This window comes from Neptuniibacter halophilus, from assembly GCF_030295765.1.
Lineage (GTDB): Bacteria > Pseudomonadota > Gammaproteobacteria > Pseudomonadales > Balneatricaceae > Neptuniibacter > Neptuniibacter halophilus.
Genome location: NZ_AP027292.1, coordinates 929,358 through 951,304 on the forward strand (window position 1 = coordinate 929,358; position 21,947 = coordinate 951,304).

The window sequence follows — 21,947 nt, forward strand, 5'->3', positions numbered from 1 at the left end:
ATGGAATGTTTTATTATTCTGCACTTTACAGCATTTATAAGGGGTTCGGCGCAAACCGGATTCTCCGGACACAGCTGAAACGGATTTAATACCAGATGCCCTTTGCCAAACGATCTACTTACGCCCTGACCGTCGCGATCAGCACCGCTCTGCTCTCCACCTATGCAGCAGCCGAGTCGAAGCCTTCATCCAAAGAGATGGCCTGGGACTGCAACATGACCAAAGATGGCGGCTGGGATTGCACGGTGAATGAGACGGTGGTGGAGCAGGTAGAGGCTGCCAGCCAGCAGCAATCCCCTGCCCGACCTGACAACACGGCTACCCCGGCTCAGACAGCTGAGCGCTCACCGGTGGAGCCTGTGGTCAGCGACAGTAAGCAGGCCACAACGCAAGCCGCAGCCGTGCGCAGCGTTCAATCAGAACCGATCCGGCCTGCGGAGCAGGCAAGTGCAGCATCCCAGCCCCCCTCACCCGCGCAACCCCGTTCGCAGGCTCGTCAGGCTTCAGCAGATACCTGGAACTGCACCGCAAACAGCGCCGGAGAATGGGTCTGTAATGATGCAACCGGTAACAGGCCGACCACCGGCAGCAGCCAGCAGGCACAGGTAGCAAGCAGCGCACCAGCAACGGCAACGGCCCCCTATACTACAGACGAAGTGATCGGCAGCGAGTGGCAGTGCGATACCAGCCCATCCGGAGACTGGGACTGCCGCCGCATCAATGTCCACGCGCTGGCAACCGCGCCAGTCCGTGGCCAACAGGGTAAAGCAACATCGACCTACATCAGCAACAATGATTACGCACACCTGGACTGGGTTTACTACCGCAACCCCGAATTACAGCAGTGCGCCGGACGCTATCTGGAACCCGATTTTCCGAAAATGGGCGATGAAGATCAGGCAGAACCGCCGCTGCACCTTGAGGCCACCCGTTCCAGCACGATTCTGGGCGGCCTGACGCAGTTAGAAGGCAATGTCTCCATGCGTCAGGGCTATCGCCGCCTTCGCTCCAGCAGCGCAGAACTTGACCAGGTGACCAGCAAAGCCCGTTTCGAAGGTAACGTTCAGTTCCGCGAACCCGGCATGCTGATGCTCGGCGACAGCGCGCAGGTTGATACCGAAACCTCGGAGGCAATATTCAACAACGCCTCTTTTGTCCTGCATGAAGAAAACCTTCGCGGCAACGCCGACCGGATTCTTCGCCTTGAAGATGAACGCATTCGTCTGGAACAGGGCCAGTACACTTACTGTCCGCCTTACAGCGAAGCATGGATGCTGGATGCTGACAGCATCGTCCTGAATCGCGAAGAAGGTTACGGCGAAGCGGAAGGCACCGTACTGCGGGTCGGCGGCGTACCGATCATGTATGTGCCCTATTTCACATTCCCGATCGATGATCGCCGTCGCTCAGGCTTCCTCTACCCAAGCATGAGTTACAGCAAAGATAACGGCCTCGATCTGACGGTGCCTTACTACTTCAATATCGCACCTAACATGGATGACACCCTGACCGCCCGTTACATCTCGGAGCGGGGGTTGATGCTGGAAAATGAATTCCGCTATCTGAATAGTTGGTCAGAAAACCGCCTCAGCACTGCTTACCTGCCGGGTGATGACGCTTATGGCGATGACCGCTGGCTGCTGGGCCTCAACCATGAAGGCCAGTTTGCCGAACGCTGGCGCTCTTATGTCGACTTCACATCGGTGAGTGATACCGAGTATTTCGATGACCTCTCTACAAACCTTGAGATCAACCGCAAAGATCACCTGGATCAGTTAGGATGGGTAGCTTACTCCGGTAACGACTGGAGTTTCCGCGCATTAGTTCATGACTATCAGACCATTTCCGGCACGGCACCCTATCAGCGGATGCCGCAGCTTAGCCTTCAGGGTAATGAAAACCTGCAGGAAAACCTCAATCTCAGTTACAAAGCCGAATTTACCCGCTTTGACCGTAACATCGAGGACCTGACCGGATTCAATCGGGTAACCGGCGACCGTTTCTTCGCCCAACCGGGTCTGAACTACAATTTTTACGCCCCCTGGGGCTTCGTTACGCCAAAAGCTTCACTCTGGCTGAGTCAGTACTCACTGGAAAATCAGGTCAGTGGCTATGATGACAGCCCGAACATTGCGGTTCCGATCCTCAGTGTCGACAGCGGACTTTATTTTGACCGGGATCTGATCAACGGTGGCACCCATACTCTTGAGCCCCGCCTGTTCGCACTTTATGTGCCTGAAGAGGATCAAACCTCTGTTCCTGACTTTGATACCTCACGGCTGAGCTTTAACTACACCTCCCTGTTCCGCGAGAACCGCTTCAGTGGCCGGGACCGTATCGGCGACAGCCAGCAGATCTCTCTGGGTCTGACCTCCCGTTACATTACCGAAGAGGGCTTTGAAAAAGGCTCGATCAGCGTGGGGCAGGCCTATTATATGGCCGACCGGGAAGTTCAGTTAAGTCCGACCGGAGCACCGGAAACTGAGGGGCAGAGTGATATCGCCACGCTGGCGACCTGGTACCTGAATCCGAATCTGCGTACTTATCTGGATACGATCCTCGACCCGAGCGATTACAAAATTAACTCATCCACTTTCGGCATGAAGTACAACGGGGATCTCAACCATCAGGTCAACTTCCTCTACCGCTTCACTGACCTGACCCGGGAACAGACCGACCTCTCCTTCATCTGGCCTCTGAACCATCAGTGGACCGGTATGGGGCGAGTCCTCTACGACATTCGCGGCAACGAAACAGAAGAAGCCTCCCTCGGTCTGGAGTACGAGAGCTGCTGCTGGAAAGTCAGCTTCGCAGGGCGTCGCTGGCTGGACGGCTCAGAAACGGATGGCAGTAACAAATATGATGCCGGAATCTTCCTCCAGCTGACTCTGAAAGGACTGGGTTCATTCGGCAGCGGCAGCGGAGGCTTCCTGGATGACATTATTGGATATGAAGAGCGTGAAGATCAAAATGATTACTAAGCTGCGTCACTCCCTGGCCGCCTTTGCTATAGGCGCACTGATTCCTGCGGCATCAGGCCTGCAGGCAGCCGAAATCCCACTCGACCGGGTTGCTGCCATCGTCAATGACGGTGTGATCATGCAAAGCGAACTGGATAACCGTACCGCGCTGGTGCGTGAGCAGCTACAGGCACAGCAGACCAGCCTGCCACCTGAAAACGTACTGCGCAAACAGGTTCTGAGTCGTCTGGTTATCGAGAGTATTCAGCGCCAACTGGCTGAGCAGCAGGGCATCCGTATTTCCGATTCTCAGCTCAATGCCGCGCTGACCAACATTGCTGCGCAGAATGGCATGAATCTGGAGCAGTTCCGGAACGCTCTGATCGCCGAAGGCCGCGATTACGCTCAGGCCCGCGAACAGATTCGTAATGAGCTGCTGATCAACAATGTACAGCAAAATCTGGTAAACCGTCGTATTCGTGTATCAGAGCAGGAACTCAATGACTTCCTGCGCTCTGCCGATGGCCAGACCCAGACCGCTGCCGATTATCTGCTCGGCCATATTCTGATTGCAACACCGGCTCAGGCATCACCTGAACTGATTCAGCAGGCTGAGCGAAAAGCAGAGCAGGTTTATCAGGCGCTGCAGGAAGGCGGCGAGTTCGCCGAACTGGCCGTAGAATTTTCCAATGCACCGAACGCCCTGAAAGGCGGCGATCTGGGTTGGCGTAAACTGAGCGAGCTTCCCCAGGAACTGGGAGACGCGGTACGCAAACTCTCTCCGGGCGAGTACACCCGCCCCATCCGCTCGCCCAGCGGATTCCATATCATGCTGGCCAAAGACAAACGCGGCGGCAGCGTACAGATCATCAACCAGCGTCTGGTCAGCCACATTTTGCTGACACCCAGCGAAATCCGCAGCAACCAGCAGGCCAAACAACAGATCACCCAGCTCTACCAGCGGATCCTCAGTGGTGAGGACTTTGCTGCACTGGCCCGTGAATTCAGTGATGATGCGGTCAGCGCTTCCGAGGGCGGCTCACTGGGCTGGACTCAGAATGGCCAGATGGTGCCGGAATTCGAGCAGGTCATGAACAGCACTGCAGTCGGTCAGGTTTCCTCCCCCTTTGAGTCCCGTTTTGGCTGGCATATCGTCAAAGTGATGGACAGCCGGACTCAGGACCTCGGCGATGAGATGCAGGAGAGCCGGGCCCGGGAAGCCATCCGCAAACGCAAGTTCAACGAAGAGCTGATTAACTGGCTGCGGGAGATTCGCTCCCAGGCCTACGTTGATATCAAGGAGTAAGCCTTTGGCGATCAACCGTCTTGTCATCACCCCCGGGGAACCCTCCGGGGTTGGCCCGGACCTCTGTATCCAGATTGCTCAGCAGGGCCACGCCGATGAACTGGTCGTGATCGCCGATCCGGAGCTTTTGCGCAAACGCGCCGAACAGTTACAACTGCCCCTATCTATTGAGCAGTTTGAAGCGGAACAGGAACCCGGCCCGACGCCCGCCAGAACCCTGAAGGTACTGCCGGTCCGTCTGAAAGCAGAAGCAGAACCCGGCGTACTCAATCCGGCGAATGCGGCTTATGTGCTCGAGACCCTGACCAGAGCGGCACAGGGCTGTCTGGACGGCACCTTTTCCGCCCTGATCACCGCACCGGTTCACAAAGGTGTTATCAATGATTCCGGCGTTCCTTTCAGTGGCCATACCGAATTTCTCGAACAACTGACCGACAGCCACAAAGTGGTAATGATGCTGGCAACAGAGGGACTCAGAGTCGCCCTTGCGACTACCCACCTCCCCCTCCGTGACGTTGCCGATGCCATTACGATTCCTCTGCTTAAGGACGTAATCCGGGTGCTGCACAAAGACCTGCAGACCTGTTTCGGCATCCCTCAGCCCAGAATCCTCGTTACCGGGCTGAACCCCCACGCGGGAGAAAGTGGCCATATGGGACGGGAAGAGATCGACGTGATTGAACCCGCGCTTGCATCACTCCGCGAGGAGGGCATAGACCTCTCCGCACCACTCCCGGCTGACACCCTGTTTACCGACAAATACCTCAAGCAGGCGGATGCGGTGCTGGCCATGTACCATGATCAGGGCCTGCCCGTGCTAAAATACAAAGGCTTTGGTAACGCAGCCAACATAACCCTGGGCATGCCGATTATCCGTACCTCGGTAGATCATGGCACCGCTCTGGATCTGGCCGGAACCGGCAAAGCCGATGCAGGCAGTCTGCTGACCGCCATTGACTATGCTGGCGAAATGGCCCGTCAACGCAACCTTACGAACTGATTCATGAGTAAAAAACCTGTAATGCATAAGGCCCGGAAACGCTTTGGCCAGAACTTCCTGCACGACCACGGTATTATTCGCCGTATTATTCGTGCAATCGCCCCGCATGAGTCCGACCAATTGGTAGAGATCGGTCCCGGCCTTGGCGCACTCACCGAAGAACTGCTGGCAGAAGCCGGCGAGCTGGATGCGATCGAACTGGACCGCGACCTGCCCCCCATTCTGCGGACTAAGTTCTTCAACTACGGCGACAAATTCCGCATCCACGAAGCGGATGCGATGAAGTTTGATTTTGCCCAACTGCGTAAGGGCGATAAACGCCTGCGCATTGTCGGCAATCTGCCCTACAATATCTCCACCCAACTGATCTTCCATCTGCTCAGCCACGCAGAGCACGTTGAAGATATGCACTTTATGCTGCAGAAAGAGGTGGTTGACCGGATGGCAGCCGGCCCCGGTGAAAATAACTACGGTCGACTGGGTATTATGGCGCAGTACTTCTGCAAGGTAGAATCTCTGTTTATCGTGCCGCCGGGCGCATTCAACCCGGCACCGAAGGTCGATTCCGCCATCATCCGCCTGACTCCCTATCAGACACTACCCCATGTAGCAGATGATCTGTCGCAACTGGAAACCGTTGTTCGAACTGCGTTTAATATGCGCCGCAAAACCCTGCGCAATAACCTTAAACCGTTGATCAGTGCTGAAGATCTGGAATCACTGGGGATCGATCCGGGCCTGCGTCCGGAAAAACTGCCGATCAGCGATTTTGTTATGATCAGTAACTTCCTGACCCAAAAGAAAGCGTAAGTAGAATCACGAATGGACAACCTAGAACTCGGCAACAACGTCAGCATTATTGTTGAAACCAACTATCTGGATAAGCAATCAGATCCGGAAAGCAAACGCTTCGTGTTCTCTTACCAGATCACCATCACCAACCACAACCCGGTTCCGGTTCAACTGCTCAACCGGCACTGGCTGATTACCGATGGTAACCAGCACGTACAGGAAGTTAACGGTGAAGGCGTGGTCGGCGAGCAGCCGGTCATTGCACCGGATCAGAGCTACAGCTATACCAGCGGTGCAGTGCTGGCCACCAGCGTTGGCAGCATGCAGGGACACTACGAGATGCGCAGTGATGACGGGGAACTGTTTAAAGCCCCCATATATGCCTTCACGCTGGCACGCCCAAACGCACTCCACTGATTCAGGAACGCACAGATGGCGACCTACGCAATCGGGGATATTCAGGGCTGCTTCGATGAATTTATGGCGCTGCTGGAAAAGATCCGTTTCTCCGCTGATGATCGCCTGTGGATAGCCGGCGATCTGGTCAACCGCGGCCCAAAGTCGCTTGAGACCCTGCGCTTCATTAAACAACTGGGCGATCAATGTAGCTGCGTACTCGGCAACCATGATCTGCACCTTCTGGCACTTTACTACGGCACCTCACCGGTCAAACGCAGCGATACCCTGACACCGATTCTCGAAGCAGAAGATCGTCATGAGCTGATGGACTGGTTACGCCGGCAAAAACTGCTCGTTCTGGATAAAGAGCAACAAGTGGCAATGGTACACGCAGGCATTCCGCCCTGCTGGACCATCCGCAAAGCCCGCAAGTACGCAAAAGAGGTAGAGCAGACCCTGCAAAGCGACCAGATCCACGCGTTTCTGGGCAACATGTATGGTAACCAGCCAGACCACTGGGACAGTGATCTGCGGGGCTGGGAGCGCCTGCGCCTGATCACAAACTACCTCACCCGCATGCGCTTCTGCAGTGATCAGGGGCGTCTGGATTTCTCCGCTAAAGGCCCTTTAAGCTCACAGCCGGCAGGCTACAGCCCCTGGTTCAAACTGCCGCGCAAAGATCCACAAGAGCAAAGCATTCGTATTCTCTTTGGTCACTGGGCCGCCCTCGAGGGCGAAGCAGAAGCCGAAAATGTGTTTGCTCTGGATACCGGTTGCGTCTGGGGTAACCGGCTGACCGCACTGCGACTGGATGACCACCAGATTTTCAGCGTCACTGCAATCACCAACGAACCCGGCAATGCTTCCGCCTGAACAGAAAAAGGTAATTTAAATGAGCCAGTATAAATGTATCGATTCGGCCCAGGCGGCCGAACTTATTCGTCAGGGCGCCGCCGTTGCCGATATTCGCGACCCACAGAGCTTTGCTCAGGGTCATATCAGCGGTTCCTGCAATCTGAGCAATGAAAATCTCCCTCAGTATCTTGCTGAGGCTGATATGGACCAGCCACTGCTGGTCTGCTGTTACCACGGTATCAGCAGCCAGTCAGCCGCCCAGTTCCTGATCGAACAGGGTTTTGATGAGGTTTACAGCATCAACGGCGGTTATGAAGCCTGGCGCACAGAGCAGCCCGATCTCTGCGAGACCCCCTGATGCAGGTCTATCTGGTAGGTGGCGCTGTCCGGGATACGCTGCTGGACTATCCGGTCTACGACAAAGACTGGGTTGTTGTGGGCGCCACTCCGGAGCAGATGATTGAGCAGGGTTATCAGCCAGTCGGGCAGGATTTTCCGGTGTTCATCCACCCGGAAACCGGTGAAGAATATGCCCTGGCACGTACCGAACGCAAATCCGGCAAAGGCTATACCGGCTTCAGTTACCACGCGTCACCGGATGTCACTCTGGAGCAAGACCTGCAGCGCCGTGATCTGACCATTAACGCCATGGCAATGGATCAGCAGGGCACCCTGTTTGACCCCTACCAGGGCCAGCAGGACCTGCAGGATAAATACCTGCGACACGTATCACCCGCCTTTGCAGAAGACCCTTTGCGCGTTTTGCGGGTTGCCCGTTTTGCCGCCCGCTATGCCCACCTCGGTTTCAGGGTGGCTGATGAGACAATGGCCCTGATGCAACAGCTCTCCGCAAGTGATGAACTCGAGCACCTGACCACTGAACGGGTCTGGAAAGAGTGCGAGCGTGCGCTGGGCGAAGGCTCTCCGGAAGTTTTCTTTCAGCGCTTGCTGGAGTGTGGCGCAATCAGGAAAGTCTTCCCCGAACTGGAAGCCGCGCTGAAACAGCCACAAACCCTGACTGATTTCAGACACTGCTGTCAGCAGATCGATCTGCCCAGCGCCCGTTTTGCCTGTCTGGTGACGCTCTGTGATCTGAACGACAGTAACGCTTTCTGTGATCGGATACGCACGCCCAGGGCTTACAAAGAACTGGCGCAACAGTGCCTGCAGCAACACAGCAACCTGAGCCGGTTTGACCTGCTCAGCGCCGGGCAGAAATACGACACGCTAAAACAACTGGACCTGATTCGTCGCCCGCAACGCCTCGATCACCTGCTGGCGTGCATCCGGGCGCTGCATCAGGAGACCCGGTGTACGACACTTCAACCGATACTCGAACAGATCAGCCATATCTCCCCTCAGGCCCTGCTGAAGCGCGGCTTTAAAGGCGCCGGGTTGGGCGCAGAGATTGATCGTCTGCGAATCGAGATCTGCCAGCAACACAGCTAAACCGCGAATAAGGAGCGTAACCATGAGCGATTCTGTTAAAACAGCCCTGATTACCGGCAGCGCACGCCGTGTGGGCGCCCATCTGGCAGAACGCTTTCATCAGGCCGGTTACCGCATCGCTCTGCACTATCGAAGCTCAGAAAAGGATGCCCGGACACTTTGCTCCCGACTGAACAGCATCCGCCCCGATAGCTGCGAAATATTTCAGGCAGACCTGCATCAGATGGAACAGATTCAACCGCTGGCCGACGCTGTACTGGCCTGGGCCGGCGAAATCGATCTGTTACTGAATAACGCCTCAGAGTTTTACCCCACGCCGCTGCAAGACAGCTCTCAAGAACAGTGGGACCAATTGATCAACAGCAACCTCCGCGCCCCCTATTTCCTCTGCGCCGCTCTGGCCCCGAGCCTGCACCGGCAGCAGGGCTGCATTATCAATATGATCGATATTCACGCGCAAAGAGGACTGCCGGGCTACCCGATCTACTCGATTGCAAAAGCCGGGCTAGAGATGCTGACCAAAAGTCTGGCCAAGGAGATGGCGCCTGCCGTGCGGGTCAATGGAATCTCACCGGGTCCAATCTTATGGCCGGAACAGGCGATGACTGAAACCGAGCAGCAGAGCATTCTGCAAAAAACGCTGCTGCAACGACTCGGGAGCAGCGAAGATCTGGCTGAGGCTGCGATCTACCTTGCTGCAGCCGGCTATGTCACCGGCCAGATTATCGCAGTGGATGGCGGAAAATCACTCTACAGTCATTAAACCGCTGCCAGCTCGCAGGGTAACGCACTGCCCCGCCAACTGAACTCCACCGGCCAGAGCTTCTGCCGGGTTTTATCATATGCCTGCCAGAGCGCTGCGTAGGAAACCCCTTCAGCAGGATGGATCTGTTCAGGTGCGATCTCTGCCAGTGGCCAGAGGACAAACGCGTTCTTGCCTATCTCATCACGTGGCAGTTGCACCCCGGCATGAGTACCCACCAGATCACCATAGGTGAGAATATCGATATCCAGCGTACGGCCACTGAACTTCGGCCCCTGCCGACAACGACCGTTTTCATCTTCGATCTGCTTCAGCAACGGCGACAGTTCAGCCAGTGGCATATCCGTCTCGAAGCCAGCGACCAGATTGTAGAAGTTATCGCCATCAAAACCGACCGCCTGACTTTCATAGACAGCCGAAAAGCTGATCGGAGAAAAATGCGTTAACAGCGCGCTGAGTGCTGACAGAATATGCTGCTCGCGCTGGATATTGCTGCCGATACTGAGATAGACCTGAGCCATCTTAAACGCGCTCCCCACGCTCGATAATCACACCCACATCTCTGGCCTGCGGCACAGCACCCGGCTTACCAAGGCGCAGGCGCAGCCATTTAACCCCGAACTCATCCTGCAGAATCTCAGCAATCTGTTCCGCCATGGTTTCCACCAGCAGAAATTCACTTTCCTCGATAAAACCGATCAGACGATCCGATACTGATTTATAGTTCAGGGTATTCTCAATATCATCACTGCGCGCAGCAGCCAGAATATCTGTTCCCATTTCCAGATCGAGACTGACCCGCTGACGGATCTCACGTTCCCAGTCATAGATCCCGATGACGGTCTCCACCTCTAACTCACGAATGTAAACAATATCCATCAACGACTCTGTAACCTTATGAAACCAATAGATAAATAACGATTATATTTGCAGTAGCGATCCGCTTTTTGTCCATCGAAAGCTCAGAGTTCAGTATGAACACAACTTACGGTGGTCAGGTGATAGGTGTGCATATCCGGCGGCCAGATAGATTTTACTATGCCCCACGATCTTTTGCAGTGTCAGAATCCGACTCTCCATAGCGTTTAAACGCCGGCTGCAGGTGTAGCGGCTCAACCCCAACCGTGTTGCCAATCCATCACACCGCCCTTATGCTGAAACATGCCACATTGACCCTATTCAATTGCAGTACAATACTTCTACTCTGCAGTCGACAGGATTGCCCCCTTTCCCAACCCGCAATGAGTCGTGTGATTTATGCTAAAGGCTTTATGGAATCGTCTTTTGCAAGCGCTGATGTTTAAAGAGCCCCATGTTTCAACACCAGCTGATCAGCAAGAACACTCCCTCTCTTCAACGCTGAACGCAATGCCCGACCTGATGTTTGAGCTGGATGCTGATGGCCGACATTACGACTTTCGCGCGCTGCGGACCGACCTGCTGGTTGCTCCGCCGGAGAATCTCCTTGGCCGTACGGTGAACGAGGTGATGCCCGCTGAAGCAGCAGAAGCGGTCATGCTGGCACTCCGGGAAACGCACGCCAAAGGGTATTCAAATGGTACCCAGATACACCTCCCGACTCCCCTTGGCGAGCGATGGTTTGAAGTTTCCATGGCCCGAAAAGAGCAGATCAACGGCGAAGAGCCACGTTTTATTGCCCTCTCCAGAGATATTACTGAGCGAAAAGAGCAGCAGCTTAAAATAGAAAAGCTCGCCTACACCGATACATTAACCTCCCTGCCCAACCGCCTCCTGCTGGAAGAGCGACTGCGAATGGCTCTCCGCTCCGGTCAGAGAACCGGGTTGTATACCGCGATCTTGTTTATGGATCTGGATAACTTTAAAGCACTCAATGACTCCCGCGGCCATGCTGTGGGGGATCGCTTGCTGCAACAGTTTGCGGATCGCTTACGTTCATCAGTGCGGGCTCAGGATCTGGTCGCCCGGTGGGGAGGAGATGTATTTGTTGTCGTTATAGAAGCCATAGGTCAGGACCGTGCACAAACTGAAGCTCAAGCTCGCCTCATCTGCAAACAGATCATTGAAAAAATGACTCAGCCTTTTAACGTGGATGACAATCTCTGCCAATGCGCGGTCAGCATTGGTGTCAAACTTTCCAATCAGGATCCCGGTAGTATAGATCAGCTTATCAAACACGCCGATATGGCCATGTATGACGCTAAGAAGAATCAGGGCAGCCACTACCGGATATATACCGAGGCTTAAGCAAGCCAAATACCACAATCCCAGGCCTCTTGCTCAAGCACGAGCCATATCCCGTTACTTTTACAGCCTTTATATTTCATTGCTATCCACCAGCAAAACGTAGTTTGATAGTGGCATGAACGACTTTCACCCTTGGACAGCGAATGAGCGACCCGGTTGAGATTACCCTTGGACTGGTATTTCTGGCATACCTGTGGGGTTCTGTCCCTACCGCAGTACTGGTGTGCCATGCGCTGGATATACCCGACCCGAGAGCGCGGGGCTCAGGTAATCCGGGAACCACAAATGTACTGAGGATCGGGACACCTAAAGCGGCCGGGCTGACTCTGCTCGGCGATGCCGGCAAAGGTTTTCTCGCACTGCTGCCCGGCCTGTTACTGGGCTTATCTGATGATACCCGGAGCTATTGCGCTCTGGCTGCGGTCATCGGGCATATGTTCCCGCTTTTTTCAGCCTTCCGTGGTGGAAAAGGCGTCGCGACCACCTTTGGCGCCTGCCTCGGGCTGTTCTGGCCACTGGCCGTCGTGCAGTTGCTGATCTGGGGGCTGGTCGCGGTCATCGGCCGCATTGCATCCCTCGCATCGATTGCCTGCGCTCTGATTGCCCCGCTGTTTATCTGGCTGGTTGCGCCAGATTTGCTGATCACCCTCTGCCTGATCGGGTTACTGCTGCTGTTCAGCCACCGGAACAATATCCGCAACCTGTTGCAGGGTGCTGAGCCCCGGCTATAAAGCGACTCCAACCTCAGATAGCGTCCAGCGTATCTAACGGCCAGCGCGGCTTTGTGACAATGGCCAGATCACTCTGCTGACCGGCGAGCAAACGCTGGCATCCGGCATACGCGATCATTGCGCCATTATCGGTGCAGAACTCCGGTCGGGCATAAAACAACTCGGCCCGCTCTTTGTTCACCATCAGCTCCAGACGCTCACGCAGACGGCGGTTAGCACTTACACCACCGGCGATGACCAGATGCTTATAACCCGTATGTTGCAGCGCACGGCGACATTTAATTGCCAGCGTATCGACTACCGCCTCCTCAAAGGCTGCTGCAATATCACAGATGGTCTGACTATCAATTTTACCTTCGGCATCACGATGATCATTGGAGGTATTCAGGGTAAAGGTTTTCAGGCCGGAAAAGCTGAAATCCATGCCCGGGCGATCCGTCATCGGGCGTGGAAAACGGAACCGGCTGCGATCACCCTGTTCTGCATGTTTCGCGATCAGGGGACCGCCCGGATAATCCAGATCAAGCATTTTAGCTGCTTTATCGAAGGCTTCACCGGCTGCATCATCCAGCGATTCACCGAGTAGTTCGTAACGGCCAATCCCTTCAACTTTCACCAGTTGCGTATGACCACCGGAAACCAGCAGCGCAACAAAGGGAAAGGCCGGTGGATTTTCTTCCAGCATCGGTGCCAGCAGGTGCCCTTCCATATGATGCACACCTATCGCCGGCACACCCCAGGCTAACGCCAGCGCTCGTCCGGTTGAAGCCCCTACCATCAGCGCACCAATCAGGCCGGGACCGGAGGTATAAGCCACCGCATCCACTTCTCCCCGCGCCAGACCCGCCTTAGCAAACGTTTCATCCAGCAGAGGCAGCAACTTACGCACATGGTCACGAGAGGCCAGTTCCGGCACTACCCCACCGTACTCGGCATGCATTTTTACCTGACTGTATAAGGCATCGCCCAACAGACCCTGTTCGCTGTCATAGATCGCCACTCCTGTTTCATCACAGGAGGTTTCAATTCCAAGTACGCGCATTACTTACTCACCCGCATTATGCTAATGCGCGGCATTATACCCCCAGTGCCGGCAAGACGCACCGTGAATGGCCCTTAAGCGGATTAACTGCTTTACTTAACTCCTCGAAAGGAATAGAATTTCGCGCCTTGCCATAAAACCGACTGTTTTTTGGCGAGATTTTATAGTGGATTAACTAAACAATTAGGGTTTGTTCAAACATGCCAGCTGTAAAAGTTAAAGAAAACGAGCCATTTGACGTAGCTCTGCGTCGCTTCAAACGTTCTTGCGAAAAAGCAGGTATCCTGGCAGAAGTTCGCCGTCGTGAATTTTACGAGAAGCCAACCTCTGTTCGTAAGCGTAAAGCAGCCGCTGCTGTTAAGCGTCACGCTAAAAAAGTATCTCGCGAAAACGCACGTCGCGTTCGCCTGTACTAATCCACGAGATTCAGATCCCATCCAGGCTTAGAGGTCAGTCATGTCAGAATTAAAGCAGCAGATCACCAATGAGATGAAAGCTGCCATGCGCGCCAAAGAAAAACTCAGGCTCGCTACCATTCGCATGATTCTGGCTGAAATCAAGCGCATCGAAGTCGATGAACGCATTGAACTGGATGACACAAGAGTGCTGGCGGTGTTGGACAAGATGTCTAAACAGCGCCGCGACTCGATCTCGCAATTTGAAGAAGCGGCACGCATGGATCTTGCTGATGCTGAGCGCCAGGAGTTGGAGGTGATTAAAACTTTCCTGCCGCAACCGCTAACCGACGAGGAGATCGCAGCCCTCGTAAAAAATGCTGCCGAACAATCCGGTGCCACCACCATGCAGGACATGGGTAAAGTTATGGGGATCATCAAGCCCCAGGTTCAGGGTCGCGCCGACATGGGCATTGTTTCCAAACTCGTCAAAGAACAACTGACCGGTTAAACTGCTGCTGAAACAAATCTCAGCAGACACAGTCGATGGCCGGACGCATTCCTCAGCACTTTATTGATGATCTTTTAGCACGCGTCAACATTATTGATGTGCTGGATGGCCGGGTGCAAAAGCTTAAGCGTACCGGCAAAAACTACTCCGGGCTCTGCCCCTTCCATAAAGAGAAAACCCCCTCCTTTACCGCCAATCAGGAAAAACAGTTCTATTACTGTTTTGGCTGTGGCGCGGGTGGCAATGCGCTGGGCTTTCTTATGGAATACGAAAATCTCAATTTCCCCGAAGCGGTTGAAGAACTAGCAAAAAGCGCCGGCATGGACGTTCCGAAAGATGACTCCCCACAGCAACGGGAAAAGGATCAACGCCTGAGCAAACTCTATGATCTGCTCAGCCAGAGTGATCAGTTTTATCAGGAACAACTGCGCAGCAGCGAGCACCGTGGCGATGCGGTTAATTACCTTAAAGCCCGCGGCCTTACTGGCCAGATAGCCAAAGCGTTTGGCATCGGCTTTGCGCCTTCAGGCTGGGATAATCTGCTCAACCATCTTGGACAGAGTGCCGACCAGCGCAACCTGCTGGAAGAAGCCGGGCTGCTGATTCACAACGAGGAACGCGACAGCCGCTACGACCGGTTCCGTAATCGCATCATGTTTCCTATACGCGATCAGCGCGGCCGAACCATTGGCTTTGGCGGCAGGGTACTGGGTGATGACAAACCCAAATATCTCAACTCACCGGAAACACCCACGTTTCATAAAAGCCGTGAGCTTTACGGACTGTACGAAGCACGCAAACATAACAACAAGCTAGACCGCCTGATTATTGTTGAAGGCTATATGGATGTGGTGGGCCTGGCCCAGTATGGCATCCATTATGCTGTTGCCACTCTGGGCACCGCGACCACCGCACAACATCTGGAACGTCTTTTCAAACTGGTTCCGGAAGTCATCTTTTGCTTTGATGGCGACAGCGCCGGCCGTGAAGCAGCACTCCGGGCGTTAAAGACGACACTCCCGGTGATCGAAGATGGCAAAGAAGCGCGCTTCCTGTTTCTGCCCGAGGGGGAAGATCCGGATAGTCTGGTTCGTCAGGAAGGCGCAGAAGCGTTCAGTGAACGGCTCAGCAGTTCACTGCCACTGTCAGAATTTTTCTTTAAAAGTTATTCAGAAAATGCGGATCTGGACAGCATGGACGGTCGCGCCCGCTTCAGCACCGAAGTCCTGCCCGCCATCAACTCGATGAAACCCAGCCTGTTGCAGCAGATGATGCTGGATCGGATCTGTGATCTGACCCATCTGTCACTGGAACAGATCCAGACCACGGTTAACTTCCATCAGGCAGTACAACCGCAGACGAGCAGCAGTACCAATGCCTCCGCTCCGGCAGCAGACAGCAACGATAACAGTCCCGGCTATTATGATGACTACCAGCCCGCCGAACCGGACTACCCTGACTACGCGGTAGATTTTTATGAATCAGCAGATGCGCAGCCATCCAACCGCCCCTCTTACACTAATAAGAAACAAGGCTTTTCCCGGCGCTCTGGCGGCAACGCTCCGCGCAATACCGAGCTCAACTTCTCACAGAAGCTGATCGCACTGTTGCTGCATTATCCGCAGCTTGCCCATGAATTTCAGCTACCCGACGGGCTCGAACAAAGCCTTGACGCCGACCTGAAAATTCTCAGCCAACTGGTCGTTTACTACAAGCAGCATCCTAAAGCCTCACTGGGACAACTGGTGGTCGACTGGCGTGAAGATGAACAGCTATCCAACACCATTGTCAGCCTCTACGAAATCTCCACTTCCCTGGAGATCCACTCTGAAGCCGATGCCCGGGAGTACCTGACTGATGCCCAGACCAGTCTGAACCGCAAAGCCCTGGAATCAGAGATCTCCACCCTGCAGAAGAAACACAGCCTCAGCCAGGAGGAAAAATTGCTTCTGGTTCAGAAAATGCAGCAGCTCCATCAGGTCAAGACCACCAGCAAGGCCTGACCCTTGAAAAAAAACAGAGCTGCCACCATATCTCTGATTAGCTGTCCGACAATTCAATTTCAGCCACGCAAGCAGGGATCTGCCAGCCGATGTTGCAGTGCAAGCTAACAGCCACCGGCAAAACCCTCCGACTCTGGAATTTATTTACCTGTTCCAAGCAAGTTGCTGAAATATAGTCTATTTTTAACGGACAACAGATAACAAAGCACAGGCCCATTTCCCTAGCATATTGTGGACTACACCGCTATAATGGCCTGCTCGAATTTTCATCCATTTTTTTCTAGTCACAGGGTCCTATGTCCGATACTTCTCAGCAACAGCAGTCTCGCCTCAAGGAATTGATCGCCCGTGGTAAGGAGCAGGGTTACCTTACCTACTCCGAAGTAAACGACCATCTGCCGCAAGATATTGCCGATCCGGATCAGGTTGAAGATATTATCCGCATGATCAATGACATGGGTATCTCCGTGTCTGAAGAAGCGCCCGATGCAGAAACCCTGCTGATGACCGAAGGCGACTCCGCCGATGATGCCGATGAAGAAGCCGTTGCCGCCCTGGCCGCGGTAGAGTCCGATGCTGGCCGCACAACTGATCCCGTCCGCATGTACATGCGTGAGATGGGTACCGTTGAACTGCTGACGCGCGAAGGCGAGATCAGTATCGCTAAGCGTATCGAAGAAGGTCTGCGTGAAGTCATGTCTGCGGTTGCCTGCTACCCGGGTTCGGTGCAACTGATACTGAATGCCTACGATCAGGTACTGGAAGAAGAAGGCCGTCTCAGCGACATCTTCAGTGGCTACATTGATGCCGATGATGACGAAACCGCACTGCCCTCTGCTGCAACTGAGGAAAGTAGCGAAGACGAAGCCCTCGACGACGACGCTGATGACGACGAAGAAGACGATGACAGCGAAGACGAGAAAGAGAAAGGCCCGGATCCTGAAGAAGCCGCTCGCCGTTTCGGCCTTCTGCGCGACAGTCTGGAAGCGATGTTCAAAACGCTTCAGACCCATGGCCGCGACAGCCAGGCATTTGGTGATGCACAGCAGGCTGTGGGCGAAGCATTTGCTCCCATCAAGCTGGCCCCGCGTTACTACGACGCGCTGGTTGAACAGATCCGTGATGTTATTGAGAATATCCGTCACCAGGAACGCACCATTATGCGCATCTGCACCCAGCGTGCAAAAATGCCGCGTAAAACCTTTATCAAAGAGTTCCCTGGTAACGAAACCAACCCTGAATGGTTCAACAGCGTCATTGAGTCAGGTGAAGACTACGCCCGCGCCATTAAGACGAATCTGATTGAACTGAAACGGGCTCAGAAAAAACTGATTCAGACCGAGATCGACACCGGCATCAGCCTGGCCGAAATCAAAGAGGTCAATCGTCGCATGTCGATCGGCGAAGCACGCGCTCGCCGGGCGAAAAAAGAGATGGTCGAGGCCAACCTGCGTCTGGTTATCTCTATCGCCAAGAAATACACCAACCGTGGCCTGCAGTTCCTGGATCTGATTCAGGAAGGCAACATCGGCCTGATGAAAGCGGTCGATAAGTTCGAATACCGCCGTGGTTATAAGTTCTCGACCTATGCTACCTGGTGGATTCGACAGGCAATTACCCGCTCTATTGCCGATCAGGCACGTACTATCCGAATTCCGGTGCACATGATCGAGACGATCAACAAGCTGAACCGTATCTCCCGTCAGATGCTTCAGGAGATGGGCCGCGAAGCCACTCCGGAAGAGCTGGCAGAACGTATGGAGATGCCGGAAGATAAAGTACGTAAAGTACTGAAGATCGCGAAAGAGCCGATCTCCATGGAAACACCGATCGGGGATGATGAAGACTCCAGCCTGGGCGACTTTATCGAAGATACCACCATCTCTTCACCCGTGGACTCTGCAACAGGCGAAGGCCTGCGTGAAGCCACCCGGGAAGTGCTGGCCGGCCTGACCGTTCGTGAATCTAAAGTACTGCGGATGCGTTTTGGTATCGAAATGAACACCGACCACACGCTGGAAGAGGTTGGTAAGCAGTTCGACGTAACCCGTGAACGTATTCGACAGATCGAAGCAAAAGCCCTGCGCAAACTGCGCCACCCAAGCCGCTCCGAGCACCTCCGCGGCTTCCTTGACGAATAGTTAAGGGTTCTAAATCAAAAGGTTGTGCCCATAATCCCTTAGCGGTATTATGGGCACCCTTAAATTCCCGGGACCTCGTAAACTCTCCTGTCCCGGCGAATTATGGCAAGCTTAGGGGGCCTTTAGCTCAGTTGGTTAGAGCATCCGACTCATAATCGGCAGGTCCTGGGTTCAAGTCCCGGAAGGCCCACCACTCCGCAGCTCGCCACTGTCTGGCATCAATAGCAGTAACCGCCTGTAACAATCACCTGATATTAAGTACATTGATACTTTTAACGCTTCAGCAGGGACTGAGATGAGCGACACTAACTATCCACACACCAATGATGAAATCGACCTGTTCCAGTTAGTTGAGAACCTCTGGAAGGAAAAATGGTTGATTGTTGCCACGACCACCGTCTGTGTAGCTATTGCGGCAATTTTTGCTTTCACAACACCGCCAGTCTATGTCGCTAAGGTTGACCTGAAACAGCCCTCGCCCGCCCAGCTCTCCCAGATCAATACACTGCCCCTCTACGATAAACTCAGTGTCACCCCTATGGATGATCTGCTTCAGCTAATCAATGCGAGTGATCTGCGTATGGCTTTCATAAACGCAGCCCCTGAAGAGGCTCAGAGCATCTACCCTCAGAAAGTTCAGGCCAACTATGAACTGCTTGCTCAAAATGCCTTTACAGGCATGTTTGCGTATCAGAGGAACGATGGCGGCAAAAATAAAACTGCTCTTTTCCCCTGGACGCTTACATTCAAATCCTCGGATCGACTGCTCGCAGCGAGCGAGCTTGACCGTTTGATTGAATTCAGCAGTCAGGCACTGCTTAAGCACTACCGTGGCGACTACAATACTGTCAGGAACAACGAGATTGAACGCCTGCTCTCTGCCATCGATTATCTGGAGCAACAGGCACAACAGCAACGGGAATATAAAATTCAGCGTATTGAAGAGCAGCACTTACAACAAAAGCTGCAGCTAGAAGACAAACTGCGCGCAGCTAAAGAAACGTATCAGAAACAGCTCAACGATAAAATTTACAGTCTGAAAGAAGCGATCAATATCGCCAGCGCTCTGGGCATCAAAAAACCGGTTCAGTTGGCAGACCTGAATGAAAACAGCCGAAGAGTGGAGATCGGCCTGAACGCTTCAGGTCAACCTCTTTACCTGCGAGGTTCGACACTGTTAAGCGTCGAGTTAGAACAATTAGAGACTCGCCCAGCCGATTACTTCCCGGATGCCTCCATACGCACCATCGAAGAACGCCTGCTTTCACTGCAAAACAACCGGGAAATTGAACTGCTGAAAGCACGAAAAAGTGATAAAGCATTTATCCCCGAACTGGAAGGCCTGCAGGCTCGACTGGATAAAATCAGAGCGGAGGAATTTCCTTCTGATCTGAGTCTGGAGTTCAGAAATAGTCCGGCGATGGCCGAAAGCGCTCCAATCAAACCGAAAAAATCGCTGATTCTGGCGCTCTCTGTAGTACTTGGCGGTATGATCGGTGTGATCACCGCCCTGATACGCTGCGCGATCAGAAACAGAAAGCTCAGAACCCGCCTGTAACAACGTTCTCCAGCAGGGCCACCCGCTCCCTGCCAGGACATACGCACAAATTACTCTTTGTGAAGTTAAAGAATGCCAGCCCCGAAAGCTGGCATTCTTTCTTCCATCTTGCGTTTAAATCTTAAACTGCGAGATCTGCCCTTTCAGCACTTCGTTAATATGGTTAAGTGATTTACACGCCTCTACGGTTTTATCCACCCCTTCTGAGGTTCTACCCGAAAGGTCGTTGACCTGAGTGATGCGCTTATCGATCTCTTCAGACACCGCGGTCTGTTGTTCGGTTGCGCTGGCGATCTGGGTGTTCATGTCGTCGATGATCTGAATTGCTTCGGTGATGGCAATCAACGCACCGCTGGCTTCATCGGCACCTTCAACGGTCTCTTTGCAGGACTCATGGCTGACTTTCATCGCATCGACGGCCTGCTGAGTGAGCTGCTGCATCTCGGCTATGATCGTCTGAATCTCTCCGCTGCTGGCATTGGCTCTTCCTGCCAGCGCTCTGACCTCATCGGCTACTACCGCAAAGCCTCGTCCCTGCTCACCGGCCCGTGCCGCCTCGATCGCAGCATTCAGCGCCAGCAGGTTGGTCTGTTCCGCCACATCCTTGATCACATTGATAACGGTCGAGACCTCTTCGGATTTCTGATTCAGGGTGTTGATCACGCCTACCGCACTTTCGACTTCATCCACCAGCGCGGCAACCGAATCGTGCGCTTTATCCACCACCTGCTTACCCGTATGGGTATGTTCATTAGCATTCCGCGCCTGACTGGAAGCGGCCTGAGTGTTGTGCGCCACCTCTAAAGAGGAAGCCGTCATCTCAGTTATCGCTGCTGCGATCTGCTGGATCTCCTCCTGCTGTTTATGGATTGAGCTGTTGCCATCCAGCATCGCCTGATAGGTGGCATCAGAAGCGGCTGACAGCTCCTGTGTCGAAGCACGCACTTTGGCCAGCAGCGTCTGAATTTTCTCAGCAAAATGATTAAACGATTCTGAGATTGAGGACATCTCATCATTACCCTCAACCACCAGCCGGGCTGTCAGGTCGCCATCGCCATCGGCCACCTCACGCATTAACTTCACCGTGCGATTGATCGGTACCAGTGCCGCTTTAATGATCAGTAAAGTGGAGATAACGGAGACCGCCACCAAGATAAACAGCAGCGAGACAATCAGGGTTTCACTCCACTTTATCTCGGTCAACGCAGCGCCCGCCTGATCCGCTATCGAGCGGTTATAATCCCTTGCCTGCTCACTGATCTGTACCTGCCCTTTGGTAAAATCACTCAGGCTACTGATCTGCTCTGCCTGAGCAGCGATCTGGTTACTGAACTCGACCATCTGTTTGGTGGAATCGCCCAGGCTGATTAAGGCCTCCCTGCGCAGCCTTTCATCGATATCAGCAACCTCATCGCTGATCTCCTCAAACAACTCAAGCGAGTATTCATCCTCTACATCAGCAGAGAGTTCCTCGATTGTCTCATTCAACTCACGCAACGTCAGACTGATATCTTCTACTTTGCGACTCAGCAATTGAGTGCGCTGATTAGCCCGACTGATACCATCCACAATCGCCAGACTTTCAACATTCAGTGATTCGAGCTGCTGACTCCCCTGCGTTGCTCCCTCTGCGGTCTGCGCCGCAGCATCTGCGCTGGTTTGCGCGGATTGCACCACTAAGTGCAATTGCTGCGACAGGCTTTTAAAGGTAAAAACCGAGATCAGCCCGACCACCAGAATCAGCCCGGTCACAACAAAGCTACTCGTGTAGAGTTTTGTCTTAATACGCATAGAAACCTTTCCGGTCAGTTGATGA

Annotated in this window: 20 protein-coding genes and 1 tRNA gene; 17 read left to right on the forward strand and 4 right to left on the reverse strand. The window is 53.9% G+C overall.

What is annotated here, in order from left to right; all coding sequences use genetic code 11:
• Nucleotides 1-95 precede the first annotated feature (95 nt).
• From QUD59_RS04345 to QUD59_RS04385, 9 genes are read left to right on the forward strand one after another with little or no spacing between them, the layout of a single operon-like run.
• Nucleotides 96-2,981, forward strand: a complete 2,886-nt coding sequence (locus QUD59_RS04345; RefSeq protein WP_286239842.1) for an LPS-assembly protein LptD — start codon at nt 96-98, stop codon at nt 2,979-2,981.
• Nucleotides 2,935-4,266 (forward strand): peptidylprolyl isomerase, encoded by a 1,332-nt coding sequence (locus tag QUD59_RS04350; RefSeq protein WP_286239844.1) that lies wholly within the window; start codon nt 2,935-2,937, stop codon nt 4,264-4,266. The genes QUD59_RS04345 and QUD59_RS04350 overlap by 47 nt, the downstream gene beginning before the upstream one ends.
• Nucleotides 4,267-4,270: 4 nt before the next feature.
• Nucleotides 4,271-5,266, forward strand: coding sequence for a 4-hydroxythreonine-4-phosphate dehydrogenase PdxA (gene pdxA / locus QUD59_RS04355; RefSeq protein WP_286239845.1), 996 nt, complete (start codon nt 4,271-4,273; stop codon nt 5,264-5,266).
• 3 nt (nt 5,267-5,269) lie between these two features.
• Nucleotides 5,270-6,076 carry a 16S rRNA (adenine(1518)-N(6)/adenine(1519)-N(6))-dimethyltransferase RsmA gene (gene rsmA, locus QUD59_RS04360; RefSeq protein WP_286239846.1) on the forward strand — a complete coding sequence of 269 codons (807 nt, stop codon included), beginning with the start codon at nt 5,270-5,272 and terminating at the stop codon, nt 6,074-6,076.
• Nucleotides 6,077-6,088: 12 nt separating this feature from the next.
• Complete coding sequence (apaG, locus tag QUD59_RS04365) at nt 6,089-6,475, forward strand: Co2+/Mg2+ efflux protein ApaG (RefSeq protein ID WP_286239847.1); 387 nt, start codon at nt 6,089-6,091, stop codon at nt 6,473-6,475.
• 15 nt (nt 6,476-6,490) lie between these two features.
• Nucleotides 6,491-7,330: a symmetrical bis(5'-nucleosyl)-tetraphosphatase gene (locus tag QUD59_RS04370; protein WP_286239848.1), complete on the forward strand. Its 840-nt coding sequence runs from the start codon at nt 6,491-6,493 to the stop codon at nt 7,328-7,330.
• Nucleotides 7,331-7,349: 19 nt separating this feature from the next.
• Nucleotides 7,350-7,670, forward strand: coding sequence for a thiosulfate sulfurtransferase GlpE (gene glpE, locus QUD59_RS04375; protein WP_286239849.1), 321 nt, complete (start codon nt 7,350-7,352; stop codon nt 7,668-7,670).
• Nucleotides 7,670-8,761 carry a tRNA nucleotidyltransferase/poly(A) polymerase-related protein gene (locus tag QUD59_RS04380; RefSeq protein ID WP_286239850.1) on the forward strand — a complete coding sequence of 364 codons (1,092 nt, stop codon included), beginning with the start codon at nt 7,670-7,672 and terminating at the stop codon, nt 8,759-8,761. Before glpE ends, QUD59_RS04380 begins: the two co-directional genes overlap by 1 nt.
• 22 nt (nt 8,762-8,783) lie before the next feature.
• Nucleotides 8,784-9,524 carry a pteridine reductase gene (locus QUD59_RS04385; RefSeq protein ID WP_286239852.1) on the forward strand — a complete coding sequence of 247 codons (741 nt, stop codon included), beginning with the start codon at nt 8,784-8,786 and terminating at the stop codon, nt 9,522-9,524.
• Here the strand turns inward: QUD59_RS04385 and folK are convergent.
• Nucleotides 9,521-10,045, reverse strand: coding sequence for a 2-amino-4-hydroxy-6-hydroxymethyldihydropteridine diphosphokinase (gene folK, locus QUD59_RS04390; RefSeq protein WP_286239854.1), 525 nt, complete (start codon nt 10,043-10,045; stop codon nt 9,521-9,523). The genes QUD59_RS04385 and folK overlap by 4 nt on opposite strands.
• Nucleotide 10,046: 1 nt before the next feature.
• The gene (gene folB / locus QUD59_RS04395; RefSeq protein ID WP_286239855.1) at nt 10,047-10,403 is read right to left on the reverse strand and encodes a dihydroneopterin aldolase; all 357 of its coding nucleotides are present in this window, start codon (nt 10,401-10,403) and stop codon (nt 10,047-10,049) included.
• Between the two features lie 378 nt (nt 10,404-10,781).
• On the opposite strand from folB, the gene QUD59_RS04400 reads away from it, so the two are divergent.
• A complete protein-coding gene (locus QUD59_RS04400; protein WP_286239857.1) occupies nt 10,782-11,750 on the forward strand; it encodes a GGDEF domain-containing protein in 969 nt (322 codons plus the stop codon).
• Between the two features lie 143 nt (nt 11,751-11,893).
• Complete coding sequence (gene plsY, locus QUD59_RS04405; RefSeq protein WP_286239859.1) at nt 11,894-12,481, forward strand: glycerol-3-phosphate 1-O-acyltransferase PlsY; 588 nt, start codon at nt 11,894-11,896, stop codon at nt 12,479-12,481.
• A 13-nt stretch (nt 12,482-12,494) separates the two neighbouring features.
• On the opposite strand, the gene tsaD is transcribed toward plsY, so the two are convergent.
• Nucleotides 12,495-13,523, reverse strand: a complete 1,029-nt coding sequence (tsaD, locus tag QUD59_RS04410; RefSeq protein WP_286239860.1) for a tRNA (adenosine(37)-N6)-threonylcarbamoyltransferase complex transferase subunit TsaD — start codon at nt 13,521-13,523, stop codon at nt 12,495-12,497.
• 200 nt (nt 13,524-13,723) lie between these two features.
• On the opposite strand from tsaD, the gene rpsU reads away from it, so the two are divergent.
• The 6 genes from rpsU (at nt 13,724) to QUD59_RS04440 (ending at nt 20,131) form a co-directional block, all read left to right on the forward strand.
• A complete protein-coding gene (gene rpsU / locus QUD59_RS04415; protein WP_275814767.1) occupies nt 13,724-13,939 on the forward strand; it encodes a 30S ribosomal protein S21 in 216 nt (71 codons plus the stop codon).
• A 40-nt stretch (nt 13,940-13,979) separates the two neighbouring features.
• Nucleotides 13,980-14,429: a GatB/YqeY domain-containing protein gene (locus tag QUD59_RS04420; RefSeq protein ID WP_286239862.1), complete on the forward strand. Its 450-nt coding sequence runs from the start codon at nt 13,980-13,982 to the stop codon at nt 14,427-14,429.
• Between the two features lie 35 nt (nt 14,430-14,464).
• A complete protein-coding gene (dnaG, locus tag QUD59_RS04425) occupies nt 14,465-16,432 on the forward strand; it encodes a DNA primase (protein ID WP_286239863.1) in 1,968 nt (655 codons plus the stop codon).
• A 296-nt stretch (nt 16,433-16,728) separates the two neighbouring features.
• Nucleotides 16,729-18,573 (forward strand): RNA polymerase sigma factor RpoD, encoded by a 1,845-nt coding sequence (rpoD, locus tag QUD59_RS04430; protein WP_286239864.1) that lies wholly within the window; start codon nt 16,729-16,731, stop codon nt 18,571-18,573.
• A 116-nt stretch (nt 18,574-18,689) separates the two neighbouring features.
• Nucleotides 18,690-18,766, forward strand: a tRNA-Ile gene (locus QUD59_RS04435).
• Between the two features lie 102 nt (nt 18,767-18,868).
• On the forward strand, nt 18,869-20,131 hold the full coding sequence (locus tag QUD59_RS04440; protein WP_286239866.1) for a Wzz/FepE/Etk N-terminal domain-containing protein: 1,263 nt from the start codon (nt 18,869-18,871) through the stop codon (nt 20,129-20,131).
• A 114-nt stretch (nt 20,132-20,245) separates the two neighbouring features.
• On the opposite strand, the gene QUD59_RS04445 is transcribed toward QUD59_RS04440, so the two are convergent.
• Nucleotides 20,246-21,922, reverse strand: coding sequence for a methyl-accepting chemotaxis protein (locus QUD59_RS04445; protein WP_286239867.1), 1,677 nt, complete (start codon nt 21,920-21,922; stop codon nt 20,246-20,248).
• Nucleotides 21,923-21,947: the final 25 nt, after the last annotated feature.